This is a genomic window from Dyadobacter chenhuakuii, from assembly GCF_023821985.2.
GTDB lineage: Bacteria > Bacteroidota > Bacteroidia > Cytophagales > Spirosomataceae > Dyadobacter > Dyadobacter chenhuakuii.
Window position 1 is genome coordinate 3901171 of record NZ_CP098805.1, and the last position, 11821, is coordinate 3912991.

Sequence of the window (11821 nt, forward strand, 5' to 3'; positions counted from 1 at the left end):
GATGGCGCAATCAAGCATTGAGTGGACGGAGATGACCTGGAATCCTACAACTGGGTGCACGAAGATCTCTACTGGTTGTAAATTTTGCTATGCAGAAATCATGTCCAAGAGATTGCAGGCAATGGGGATTGAAAAGTATAAGGATAATTTTGAAGTCCGAACACATCAAGATTCTTTGTTGATTCCATACACCTGGAAACATTCGAAAGTTGTATTTGTAAATTCAATGAGTGACCTCTTTCACAAAGACATTCCATTTGACTTCATCAAGAAAGTATTTGAAGTAATGAATGATAATCCGCAGCACGTTTTCCAGGTTTTGACCAAAAGAGCCGAGCGATTATTTGAAGTTCATAAGGAGCTTAGATGGAGTCACAACATTTGGATGGGCGTCTCTGTTGAAAATGAAAGTGTTATGAGTAGAATTGATTTCTTGCGTGAGACAAAAGCAAAAGTTAAATTTCTCTCCTGTGAACCGTTGTTAGGTTCACTACCCAACTTAAATCTTGCCGGAATTGACTGGGTTATTGTGGGGGGCGAAAGTGGGCATAGGCCCAGGCCCATGAATACAGACTGGGTTTTGGAAATTCAAGAACAGTGCAAGGATAGTGAAGTTGCATTTTTCTTCAAGCAGTGGGGCGGCAAAAACAAAAAGGAAAATGGAAGGCTTTTAAACGGCAAAACGTACGATGAAATGCCCGAAGTATTGCTGCAAGAAAGCGCTTAAAGAATACCCCGGATGGTGATAGAAAGATTTCCAAAAAATTGACCCGCCAGTATGCATTCACAAAAAGATCATTTCTTCATAGCCAAATTCTTCTTAATCCTGCTCAGCGTTTCCGGGGCGATGCCCAGGTAGGAGGCGATCAGGTTTTGGGGGACGCGTTCGATCATTTTGGGGTTTGATTCTGCCAGTTTAACGTATTTTTCTTCGGCCGAATGCGTGATGGAGCTCATCAACCGCCGCTCCTTGGTGACGATGCTGTTTTGGTATAGGATGCGGAAATAGCGGTCCATAACCGGGACGGCTAGCGTTAACGCTTCATAATTTTCCCGGGAGATCAGCAGCAACTCCGAATCTTCAATGGCATCAATGTTGAATACGGCCTGCTCGCCCGACAAAAAGCTGTTGAAATCGGATAACCACCACCCTTCCCAGCCAAAAACGCTCATGTGTTCGTCGCCCTTGTCATCCACATTGTAAGTCCTTAGCAGTCCTTTGGCTATAAAAGTCAGATGCTTGCAAACATCACCTTCCTGCAATAAATACTGACGTTTTCTCAGTTTTTTGGGAATGAAAAAGGTCTCGATTGCCTCCTTATCAAGGTCCGAAAGCGAAACCTTTTCCTGAATGTGCTGAAAAAGTACTTTAATCATAGCTAATCACATTTACACCGGCAAAGATAGGAATGCTTGATTTAGATCAACTGCATTACTTGACGCAGGTCAATGGGCATCGCCTTGGCGTACGGTAATTTTGTAACATTAAATCAAGTGTTGAAAATCCCCGAGCATATGACAAATATTGCACTAGTAGTGGGCGCAACCGGCATCACCGGAAGCAACCTCGCAGAAAAACTGATTGAAAAAGGCTGGATCACTTATGGCCTTTCCCGTCATCCGAACACAGAAATTGCAGGCTTAAAACCTATCGCCGCTAACTTGCTTAATCCGGCTGATCTGGCAGCGAAACTGGCGGATGTGGCGCCTACCCACGTTTTCTTTACAAGCTGGATGCGCAATGATACGGAGGCCGAAAATATCCGCGTCAACAGTGCAATGGTCCGGAATTTACTGAACAGCCTTTCCGCAAAAAAATCTATTCAGCATGTTGCGCTGGTTACTGGGCTTAAACATTATCTGGGGCCGTTTGAGGCTTATGCACAGGCAGGCACATTGCCCGAAACGCCCGTTCGCGAAGAACACCCCAGGCTCGATCTGGAAAACTTTTACTATGCCCAGGAAGATGAAGTTTATGCTGGCGCTGAGCGTGATGGTTTTACCTGGAGCATTCACAGACCGCATTCTGTGGTGGGCAAAGCAGTTGGTAATCTCATGAATATGGGCACCACGCTGGCCATTTACGCAAGCATTTGTAAAGAGACCGGCAGGCCATTTCAATTTCCCGGCTCAGCCGAGCAATGGAACGGGTTATCCGATGTCACAGATGCAAAACTGCTGGCTGAACACATGATCTGGGCCGCCACCACCGAAGCGGCTCACAATGAAGCATTTAATGTTGCGAATGGCGACCTCTTCCGCTGGAAATGGCTTTGGAAACAAATAGCAGACTGGTTTGCCATTGAGTCAGCCGGATTTGGCGGGCAAATTCGCCCTTTGGAGCAAGAAATGGCAAACGACGCCCCGGCCTGGCAGCAGATTGCTTCCAAATACAATTTGAAAGAACCCGATATTAATCGTCTGGCCTCCGCCTGGCATACGGATCTCGATTTGGGCCGCCCTTTGGAGGTTATGACGGACATGTCCAAAAGCCGAAAACTGGGCTTTACGGGCTATCAGGATACGCGTGACTCGTTTTTTGATTTGTTCAAAAGGCTGAGAGCGGAGAACTTGATTCCTTGATAGCTGGAACTAACATTAGTATTGCAAAATGGCCGGACGGAAAAATTCCCACCCGGCCATTCTAATGCTCCTGACAACAATCAAGCGCCAGTTAATATTATCCCTGAATGAACGTCAGGATATCCTTATTAATGGTTTCGGCTTCCGTTGTCGGCATCCCATGTGGAAAACCTGGATATGTGATCAGTTTACCGTTTTTTAACAATTTAGCGGCTTTTAATGCAGTGATCTCATAAGGCACGATCTGGTCGTCTTCACCATGCAGCACCAATACGGGCACATCAACGCTTTGCAGATCTTCGGTAAAATCAGTCGCAGAAAATGCCTTAATGCACTCATAATGAGCTAGAATGCTTCCCATCATACCCTGGCGCCACCAGTTGTCTCGAATGCCCTGCTTTTCAACAGCACCTGCACGATTATATCCGTAAAATGCTTCCGAGAAATCCTTGAAATACTGCGGTCTCTGTGTAGCAGTCATCTCGCGGATTTCATCAAAAACTTCCATCGGCACACCATCCGGATTTGTTTCTGATTGCACCATAAGCGGGGTTACGGCACTTACCAGCACGGCTTTGGCAACCCTGCCAGCACCATGTTTGTTTACATAGCGTATCACTTCACCCCCACCCGTTGAGTGACCGACATGTATAGCGTCTCTAAGGTCCAGATGTGCAACAAGTTCGGCTACATCCGCAGCGTAAGTATTCATTTCATGGCCTTCAAAAGTTTGGGAAGAACGTCCGTGTCCGCGGCGATCGTGCGCAATGACGCGGAAGCCTTTTTGAAGAAAAAACATCATTTGATTATCCCAGTCATCGCTGGAAAGTGGCCATCCGTGGTGAAATACGATAGGTTGTCCGGTGCCCCAGTCCTTGTAAAATAGCGTGGCCCCGTCCCTTAGCTGCAATGTGCTCATGATTATATTTATTGAGAGTGAAAATTGATGCGACAATTACGTAACAATCGGATCACTTTTCAAGCAACGCGCGTGAATGTTGTGTTAATTTGGTTCATTAAACTACTTTCAGCTTCCTTCTCGTATTCATCTTCGTTTTGATCCACTCAGGATAATGCGTTGCATCCTCGGCTGCATATACGTGAAGTTGTTGGGACGGATCTGGTTTCAGCAGCGCCGCCTGGGATGTGCCGAGGATCCTGGCGGCCGTTTGCACACCCGAATAACTTGCCCCGGCAACCCCGTTGGCCAGAATGCTCGCGCCGCACAAATACAGATTTTCAATTTCACTTTGCGCTTTAAATGCAAATGCTCCTATCTGCCAGAAACTTTTTTCGGTGCCATACACACAGCCGTCCGTGGAACCAATGTAATGCTTGTTGGTAAGCGGCGTGCCCATTTCCTTCTGGACGATGCTTTGGCTGATCCCCGGCAGCACCTTTTCGAGGCTTTTAATCATTTTCATGCTCAGCCGTTCTTTAAAATCCAGGTATGCCTGGGAATGTATGCCGGTTTCACCATCAAACTGACTGAAAGCGTGAGTATTAATAAGCGTAATCACTTCCAGCGTATGGTGAATGCCGTCAAAACTCGTCGGATCTTTCAATGTGCTCGAACTGATAAAAAGGGCTGGAAAGGCGTTTTCCGAAGCAATATCCGCATCTGCATGCTGACCATACGATTCTTCCGCCGCTTCATCAGGCACCAGCCAGACATTTCCAGAGTCCAAACCCGCTTTGCGGAGATCCATATCAACCGTCAAGAACAGGATCAGCGAGGTGCAGGAATATTTAGTATTTTTTAATTGATTCAAAAGCTGCTTGCTGAGGTTTTGCTCACCTATCAGACTTTTATAAGTCGTTCCCGGATCCGCATTGGAAATAACCCTTTTTGCATAAATAAGCGCACCGTTTTCAAGTTCGACACCCACCGCACGCTTCACTTTTTCGCCCCGGATCAAAATGCGCTTCACCTTCTGCCCCGTCCTGCACTGGCCGCCGTGTTTTTTAATCACATTGGCCATCGCCTTCACGATCGCCGCACCGCCGCCCATCGGATAAAAGCCACCTTTTGCATAGTGTGCCATCACAGCAGCATGGTAGGGAAAGCTGGCTTGGGCAGGCGGAAGGCCGTGGTTACCCCACTGGATATTCAATATTTTTTTCAAAAGCGGGTCCTTGATATGCCAGTCAATAACCCGTTTTACGCTGAATAAGCCGTATTTCCCCAGATGTCGCGTACGCCAGGGAATGGTCAGGTGATCACGAAAACCGTTCATTTCTGAGATCAGGTCCAGCTGGCTGCTGACATTTTTAACCGCAGTCAGATACTTTTTAATCCCCTTTTTTTCCGCAGCAAATTGTGCAGAAAGTGTTTTGCAAAGTGCGTCGAAATGGGCTGGAATATCAACGCGCTTTTCGCCAATCCAGCAATGTTCATAGGCAGCCGGGTTCATTTCAAAAAAGGTGAGTTCATTGGCAATTCCCAAACCTTCGTACAACATTCGGGTGGACTGCCCCTCGCCCAGCTGACCTATATAATGTACCCCGGGAGAAAAACGCTGGCTACCGATCCGGAAGCTGTGGCACCAGCCGCCGAGCACATTATGCTGTTCCAAAATGAGCACCGTTTGCCCCTCACGCAGCAGGCAAATCGCCGCCGAAAGCGCACCCATACCCGAGCCGATAATGACATTATCGAATTCATACATTAAATCCTGCGGTTCAGACGACACAATATGGGCTGGCTATTTAGGAAACTGGGAGTGATTGGAATGAATATAAAAATATTGTTCCTTGGCAAATGCAGAAAAATGAATGTTATTAAATTCTCAATTAATCTATCCTCCCCGCCTGCTTTGCGTCTAACCAGCCGCTATTGCATCACTTCTGACGGAGTCCTGCCGAATTCTTTTTTAAATACAAATGAAAAATGAGACAAGTCTTCAAAGCCAACTTCCAGATAGACTTCACTGGGTCTGTGTTTTTGCTGGCTAATTTGAAAATAGGCTTCGTCGAGCCGTTTCTTTTTAAGCCAATTTCCGGGGTTTGTGCCGAAAACCTTTTGAAAATCCCTTTTAAATGAGGACAAGCTTCTGCCAGTAAGGAAGGCGAAACGTTCCAGGCTGATATTAAAGCGGAAGTTGCGGTTCATATATGCTTCGAGGTCAATCTTGGCAGGAATTGCGAAGTTGAAAAACACATTAGCCATCGCAGGATCAGACTTTAAAATGATCATCAGCAGCTCTTCGCGTTTTATATCCGCAAAAGTTTCGTCAATCTCCAAATCTCCGGAGTAGTAAGGTTCCAGCGACTGGATATAGTTTTTAATCAGTTTGTTATCTTGTATAAAAAGAAAAGAATCATTGTTGCTGTCAGCCTGGGCTTGAACCGGATGCCGCTCCAAAAACTTCCTTAGGAATGGCTCATCCAATGTGATGATGATCTTTTCAAATTCATCCTTATCCTTATATTTTGTATAGCGCACCAAATGATTTTTCCTGGCGATGCAGTAATCCCCGGGAACCATCTGATAATGCTTGTGACCGTCAAAAGCCTTTATTGAACCTTTCAGTAAATACAGAAAGAAATGTTCTGATATAAATTGCTCCGGCGAAATTTCCGGTCCCAAATGACAGGATTGCAGGTTATTAACTTTCACTTGTCACATTTGATTTTATGAATCCAAATTTACTCATTTATACAAACTGTCGACACTTTCCAGAATAGCGGATTGTCTGCTTTTCGGATCCCAACCTAATATTTCCACTGCTTTCCTGTTCGACATTTGAATATAAAATGCTTCATCCGTCTGCTGCATATCCGCAATATCCGCGGCCAGTTCCGGCCGTTCGGTTTTGATTAGTTGCGCCACATCGTAGACGCTCATTACGCCCTCAGATGTAGCCAGAAAGCGCTGTCCGTTTGCTTTGGGATGCAGCATTGCTTTTATATGGATGTCGGCAACATCACGCACATCAACAACGCCGAATGTAAATGCCGGGCTTTCGGTTGTAGTGCCGCTGATGATCCCCTTCACGATCGTGTCCAGCGAAGCCGACGAAATATCTCCCAAAACCGGCCCGAAAATCCCAACCGGATTGATAACAGTAAGCTCCATGCTACTACCTTCTGTTTTTATAAAATCCCACGCCGCTTTTTCTGCAATGGTTTTAGATTTAATGTATGCCATGATCGGCGCATGCTCATCCGTCCAGTCTGTTTCGGTGAATACGTGATCCTTTGCATTATTACTGTAACCAATGGCAGCAAACGACGAGGTAAGCACAACGCGCTTAACACCTGCATTGCTCGCTGCTTTCAAAACACGCAGCGCACCGTCACGAGCAGGAATGATGAGCTCGTTCTCATCTTTGGGCGCCTGGGCTGGAAATGGCGATGCAATGTGCAGCACATATTCGCAGTCCCTTACCGCTTCCTCCCAGCCTTCATCTGACGTTAACTCAGCCTGATAGAAAGAAAGATCAGTAAAATCGTCAATTCCGCCATCTTTCAATGCATCAATTATTTTGTCTTTTTTAGACAAAGAACGGAGCGTGGTTTTCACCTGATAACCTTGTTGTAACAGTTGCAAGATGGTATGGATGGCTACGAATCCGGTTCCGCCTGTAACTAATATGATACGTTTCATTTCGATTGGTTTTAAAAGTGAAATTTGATTTGGGTTGTTGCTTGGCGTGGCCGCGCCATTCATTTTCGGATTTTCAAGTCCTCATGTTGTCTTTGTTTTTCCAATACAAATTTCAGCAATCGCAGACCAGGCTGCTTTGTTGTGAAGTTCAATTTTTCTTTGTTGTTGGGGTCATCCGAAAACTTCCCGCCGGATTTATATAAATTGTCTTTTTTAACCAAATTACGCCAAGCACGGCACCCACTACGACCGCAGTAGCAGCCGTAGTAATCAGCAAAAATCCGATGCCCTACTTAATTAAATTATATCGATGAAATTGATAATTTATCCCTTTCAATGGCTGACCAGTCTATTTTTAGTTGTCGCTTTTCAGGCACATTCTCAGAATTTACAGGCGTATACACCTACATCAAGTGAGGTGTTGACGATTCACTCCAAGCTTTTAAACGAAGACCGAAAGGTGTATGTGCATTGCCCTAAAGCAGACTCCGCGGATAGAAACAACCATTTTCCAGTCATATACGTAATGGACGGCGACAATCATTTTGAATTGCTTGTTCAGTATGTCGATTATCTGAGTAGGCCCGACGTTTCGGCAATGCCGAAGACAATTGTCATTGGCATCCCAAATACAAAACGAACCAGAGACCTTACCCCAACCAACAGCTTACTTAACTTTGAGGAAAAACCAGACAGTAGTTCGTATACAGGCAGCGGCGGGAACGAAAAATTTTTACAATTCATCGGGAATGAATTGATCCCAATGATTGACAAAAATTATAAAACAACACCCTACAAAATATTTGCAGGGCATTCCTTTGGAGGCCTTTCAGCACTTAATTGTCTGCTGACTCATCCGGATCTGTTTGATGCGTATATTGCCGTAAGCCCATCTCTTTGGTGGGACAGGAAGTACATGTTAAGAATGACTGATGAAAAATTAAAAAGTGGTTCAGCCCTAGACAAAATATTTTTTTACAGTGACGGAAACGAAGGGGGGCCTAATTCGTTTTTCCATAAACATCTGTTGAAGCTGGATGCAACAATTGCTAAGAAAAAGCTAAAAGGATTCAAGTATCTCTACAAACATTACCCCACTGAAACCCACATGACCGAACCCGTTGTGGCTTATTACGATGCCCTGCGTTTCATTTTTGAAGACTGGGAAAAGCGTCGCTAGGGATCATTACTTTAAAAATCTTACAGCTAAATCCATTGCGAGTTTTATTGCAACAAAAAAGACTTAGCAGAATTTGCTAAGTCTTTGATTTTCATGTGGTCACGTAGGGATTCGAACCGCCCGGCGGCCCGGCCCAAACCTCCTAATCCGTAGTAGCGTCCTAAAAGCAACAAAAAAGCGCCAATCTCGCGAAAGGCGCCTTGGGTTGTGGTCACGTAGGGATTCGAACCCCAAACCTCCTGATCCGTAGTCAGGTGCTCTATCCAATTGAGCTACGCAACCAATTCCTTAATTGGAGTGCAAAGATAGGAAATGGAGGCGCTTGGAGCAATAGCAGATTGCAAAAAATGCTGAAAAAAATTTTACGAAATTTTACTTCCCCTGAAAATCAGGCTTTTTCTTTTGCAAAAATGAAGAAATTCCTTCCTGGGCATCGTGGGTGTTGAATAGTCTTTCCTGGTTTTCGAGTTCGTGTTGCTGCATTTGAGCCAGATTGGAATGAAAAGATTCGTTCATGACGAGCTTCATGGCGCCGATGGCTTGCGTGGGTGCATCGCGGTAGTAAGCAGCGGCCCTCTCGATTTCTGCGTCCAGCTCGTCTGCGCGCACGGATCTGCTGATGAGACCGATGCTGGCGGCTTCCGGGGCGTAGACTTTTCTGCCGGTGGATGCAATGTCGAAAGCGCGGGCGGCGCCGACCAAGCGAGGCAGGAAGAATGTCGCCCCGGCGTCGGGCATGAGGCCGATTTGAACAAATAATAAGCTTAAATAAGTGTCTTCACGCGCAATGACGACGTCACAGGCCAGCGCGAGTGAGCACCCCGCTCCTACTGCCAGACCGTTGAGCCTGCAAATCACGGGCTTTGGAATGTTCCGGATGGCCTGGATCATAGGGTTATAATATTCCCGCAAAATCTCACCGGCACCCTGCCCTGAGCCTGCGGTTTCTTTCAAATCTGCGCCGGAACAAAATGCTTTGTCGCCCTCGCCGGTGATGATGATGACGCGAACGGATTCATCGCTTTCGGCTGCTTTAACGGCAATGGTAATTTCGTTGATCAATGCAGGGCTTAGTGCATGGTAAACCTGCGGCCGGTTCAGCGTGATCCTGGCAATGCCACGTGCGTTTTCGAAAATAATGTGCTGGTACATGGCTGTGAAGTGTTTTTTGTCAAAAGAAAAAATAGACGGTGAGGCTACTCACAAAAACACCGCAAATAACGCCGACGAGAATCTGTGCGGGTGTGTGTGCATTCAAATGCAGTCTCGCACTGAGCAGCCAGCCGGCGATCAGGACTGTAAATATCAGTGGAATAAGCAGTTGGGCTTCGTCGTGGCGGATGAGCAGGCCGGTAAGCATGCCCAGGGAACCGCCTATGCCGGTTGCGTGGGCGCTGATTTTCCAAAACAGACTGACAACAGTAACAATAAGCAACGAAATCGTGGCCGCACCGAGAATGATCGCAATTTGCGGGGCGAGTTCGGCGATGGGTTGCAATTTCCAACCAAAAAGATAAGTGGCAATGCCATAGATAATGATGCAGGCCAGATAAGGCAGCCTGCGCTCTGCGAGGTCATCGACGTGCATGGTGCTGATAATGCCCATTTTTTGGAAATAATAAACGACCAATGCAGGCGCAATGAATGTGTTCAGAAACAAAAGCAACAACAAGCTGCCCAATGCCGGCAGCTCAAAAGCACTCACGCCGACCAGATCAGGGGTAATGATAAATAAGAGGGCGAACAAATAAGTAGTGAGGATCAGCGGGTGAAATACTACAGATAATATGAGTGCGATTCGATTATTCAAGGCAGAGTGTCTTTAATCCGGATGTAACTGACAAAATTACGCTGAAAACCAGTCTGCACAAGAGTCAGTTCCCGCAGAAAAGTAAGTTAGGCGCGCGGAATAGGTTTTCGTAGGGTAATTTGTAATTTTGCGCCTCATTCGGAAAGCCGGATTCACAAGCATTCAGTAAATATAAGATTGAACCAAAAAGAAAATGGGACCGCTGCAGATTAAAGACATTTTACAGACTTCTCCTGAAAACCAGTCCGTTACAGTAAAAGGATGGGTCAGGACAAAACGTGAGAGCAAAAACGCGATTTTCATTGCGTTGAATGACGGTTCCACCATTCATAATATTCAGGCTGTGGCTGAGCCCGGCCAGTTTTCTGCTGAACTGCTGAGCACGGTTACCACCGGTTCTTGCCTTAAAATCACTGGTCAACTTGTTGAATCACAAGGTTCTGGTCAGGCTGTCGAGGTGAAGATCGACGACATTCTGGTTTACGGAACGGCTGATCCGGAGTCTTTTCCTTTGCAGCCTAAAAAGCATTCACTCGAATTTTTACGCGAAATAGCGCATTTGCGCCCCCGTACCAACACTTTCAGTGCGATCCTGCGCATTCGCCATGCATTGGCTTTTGCAGTGCATCAATATTTCAATGATGGTGGATTTTTCTATCTGCACACGCCTGTTATTACGGCTTCGGATGCGGAAGGAGCGGGTGAAATGTTCCGGGTTACGACATTGAATCTCAATAAGTTGCCAAGAACGGAAGAAGGAGCAATCAATTTTAAAGAGGATTTCTTCGGAAGAGAGGCCAACCTGACGGTTTCAGGCCAGCTGGAAGGCGAGCTGGGTGCGATGGCGCTTTCCAAAATTTATACATTCGGGCCAACATTCCGTGCCGAAAACTCTAATACGACGCGGCATTTGGCGGAATTCTGGATGATTGAGCCCGAAATGGCATTTTTCGAGCTGGAAGATAACATGAACCTGGCAGAGGATTTTGTCAAAAAAGTGATCACTTATGCATTGATCCATTGCAAAGACGATCTAAATTTCTTGCAAAACAGGCTTGCGGAAGAAGATAAGAACAAGCCACAAAACGAGCGCTCGATCCCGCTCCTTGAAAAACTGAGCTTCGTGGTGGATAATCCTTTCGAGCGCCTTACTTACACAGAGGCCATTGAAATTTTATTAAAATCAAAACCACATAAAGAAAAGAAATTCCAATATCCAGTCGGCTGGGGAATCGACCTTTCCAGCGAGCATGAGCGTTATCTGGTGGAAAAACATTTCAAAAAGCCGGTTATTCTTACCAACTATCCGAAGGAGATCAAGTCGTTTTACATGAAACTGGACGAGGATGGAAAAACGGTGCGCGCGATGGACGTTTTGTTCCCCGGCATCGGCGAAATCATCGGCGGAAGTCAGCGTGAAGAGGATTATGACAAGCTGCTGGGTCGCGTGAAAGAAGTAGGCATTGATCCCGAAAACCTGTGGTGGTATCTCGAAACACGTAAATTCGGAACCGCACCGCATTCCGGTTTCGGACTTGGCTTCGAACGTTTGGTGCTGTTTGTGACAGGCATGAGCAACATTCGGGACGTGATTCCTTTCCCGCGCTATCCTAAGAGCGCAGAGTTTTAATAGAAACTA

At 46.1% G+C, this 11821-nt stretch carries 11 protein-coding genes and 1 tRNA gene; 4 read left to right on the plus strand and 8 right to left on the minus strand.

The window, feature by feature from the left end; all coding sequences use genetic code 11:
• Window position 1: 1 nt before the first annotated feature.
• Window positions 2-727 carry a DUF5131 family protein gene (locus NFI80_RS16140; protein ID WP_235165210.1) on the plus strand — a complete coding sequence of 242 codons (726 nt, stop codon included), beginning with the start codon at window positions 2-4 and terminating at the stop codon, window positions 725-727.
• 68 nt (window positions 728-795) lie between these two features.
• Here NFI80_RS16140 and NFI80_RS16145 read toward each other — a convergent pair whose 3' ends face one another.
• Window positions 796-1377 (minus strand): Crp/Fnr family transcriptional regulator, encoded by a 582-nt coding sequence (locus NFI80_RS16145; protein ID WP_235165211.1) that lies wholly within the window; start codon window positions 1375-1377, stop codon window positions 796-798.
• 138 nt (window positions 1378-1515) lie between these two features.
• Between NFI80_RS16145 and NFI80_RS16150 the strand changes: the two genes are divergently transcribed.
• Window positions 1516-2583: an SDR family oxidoreductase gene (locus NFI80_RS16150; RefSeq protein WP_235165212.1), complete on the plus strand. Its 1068-nt coding sequence runs from the start codon at window positions 1516-1518 to the stop codon at window positions 2581-2583.
• A 97-nt stretch (window positions 2584-2680) separates the two neighbouring features.
• On the opposite strand, the gene NFI80_RS16155 is transcribed toward NFI80_RS16150, so the two are convergent.
• The 4 genes from NFI80_RS16155 to NFI80_RS16170 form a co-directional block, all read right to left on the minus strand.
• A complete protein-coding gene (locus NFI80_RS16155; RefSeq protein ID WP_235165213.1) occupies window positions 2681-3502 on the minus strand; it encodes an alpha/beta fold hydrolase in 822 nt (273 codons plus the stop codon).
• A gap of 97 nt (window positions 3503-3599) precedes the next feature.
• On the minus strand, window positions 3600-5252 hold the full coding sequence (locus tag NFI80_RS16160; RefSeq protein ID WP_235165214.1) for a phytoene desaturase family protein: 1653 nt from the start codon (window positions 5250-5252) through the stop codon (window positions 3600-3602).
• Between the two features lie 164 nt (window positions 5253-5416).
• Window positions 5417-6202, minus strand: coding sequence for a helix-turn-helix domain-containing protein (locus NFI80_RS16165; RefSeq protein ID WP_235165215.1), 786 nt, complete (start codon window positions 6200-6202; stop codon window positions 5417-5419).
• Between the two features lie 33 nt (window positions 6203-6235).
• A complete protein-coding gene (locus tag NFI80_RS16170; RefSeq protein ID WP_235165216.1) occupies window positions 6236-7192 on the minus strand; it encodes an SDR family oxidoreductase in 957 nt (318 codons plus the stop codon).
• Window positions 7193-7502: 310 nt separating this feature from the next.
• On the opposite strand from NFI80_RS16170, the gene NFI80_RS16175 reads away from it, so the two are divergent.
• Window positions 7503-8372 carry an alpha/beta hydrolase gene (locus NFI80_RS16175; protein ID WP_235165217.1) on the plus strand — a complete coding sequence of 290 codons (870 nt, stop codon included), beginning with the start codon at window positions 7503-7505 and terminating at the stop codon, window positions 8370-8372.
• Between the two features lie 208 nt (window positions 8373-8580).
• On the opposite strand, the gene NFI80_RS16180 is transcribed toward NFI80_RS16175, so the two are convergent.
• The 3 genes from NFI80_RS16180 to NFI80_RS16190 form a co-directional block, all read right to left on the minus strand.
• Window positions 8581-8654: transfer RNA gene (locus tag NFI80_RS16180), tRNA-Arg, on the minus strand.
• Between the two features lie 90 nt (window positions 8655-8744).
• Complete coding sequence (locus NFI80_RS16185) at window positions 8745-9524, minus strand: enoyl-CoA hydratase/isomerase family protein (RefSeq protein ID WP_235165218.1); 780 nt, start codon at window positions 9522-9524, stop codon at window positions 8745-8747.
• A gap of 19 nt (window positions 9525-9543) precedes the next feature.
• Window positions 9544-10182 carry a hypothetical protein gene (locus tag NFI80_RS16190; protein ID WP_235156739.1) on the minus strand — a complete coding sequence of 213 codons (639 nt, stop codon included), beginning with the start codon at window positions 10180-10182 and terminating at the stop codon, window positions 9544-9546.
• 193 nt (window positions 10183-10375) lie between these two features.
• Between NFI80_RS16190 and asnS the strand changes: the two genes are divergently transcribed.
• Complete coding sequence (gene asnS, locus NFI80_RS16195) at window positions 10376-11812, plus strand: asparagine--tRNA ligase (protein WP_235165219.1); 1437 nt, start codon at window positions 10376-10378, stop codon at window positions 11810-11812.
• The last annotated feature ends 9 nt before the right edge of the window (window positions 11813-11821 follow it).

Coding starts and splice junctions, on each gene's coding strand:
- NFI80_RS16140 (WP_235165210.1), top strand. CDS start 2: ATGGCGCAATCAAGCATTGAGTGGACGGAGATGACCTGGAATCCTACA.
- NFI80_RS16145 (WP_235165211.1), bottom strand. CDS start 1,377: ATGATTAAAGTACTTTTTCAGCACATTCAGGAAAAGGTTTCGCTTTCG.
- NFI80_RS16150 (WP_235165212.1), top strand. CDS start 1,516: ATGACAAATATTGCACTAGTAGTGGGCGCAACCGGCATCACCGGAAGC.
- NFI80_RS16155 (WP_235165213.1), bottom strand. CDS start 3,502: ATGAGCACATTGCAGCTAAGGGACGGGGCCACGCTATTTTACAAGGAC.
- NFI80_RS16160 (WP_235165214.1), bottom strand. CDS start 5,252: ATGTATGAATTCGATAATGTCATTATCGGCTCGGGTATGGGTGCGCTT.
- NFI80_RS16170 (WP_235165216.1), bottom strand. CDS start 7,192: ATGAAACGTATCATATTAGTTACAGGCGGAACCGGATTCGTAGCCATC.
- NFI80_RS16175 (WP_235165217.1), top strand. CDS start 7,503: ATGAAATTGATAATTTATCCCTTTCAATGGCTGACCAGTCTATTTTTA.
- NFI80_RS16185 (WP_235165218.1), bottom strand. CDS start 9,524: ATGTACCAGCACATTATTTTCGAAAACGCACGTGGCATTGCCAGGATC.
- asnS (WP_235165219.1), top strand. CDS start 10,376: ATGGGACCGCTGCAGATTAAAGACATTTTACAGACTTCTCCTGAAAAC.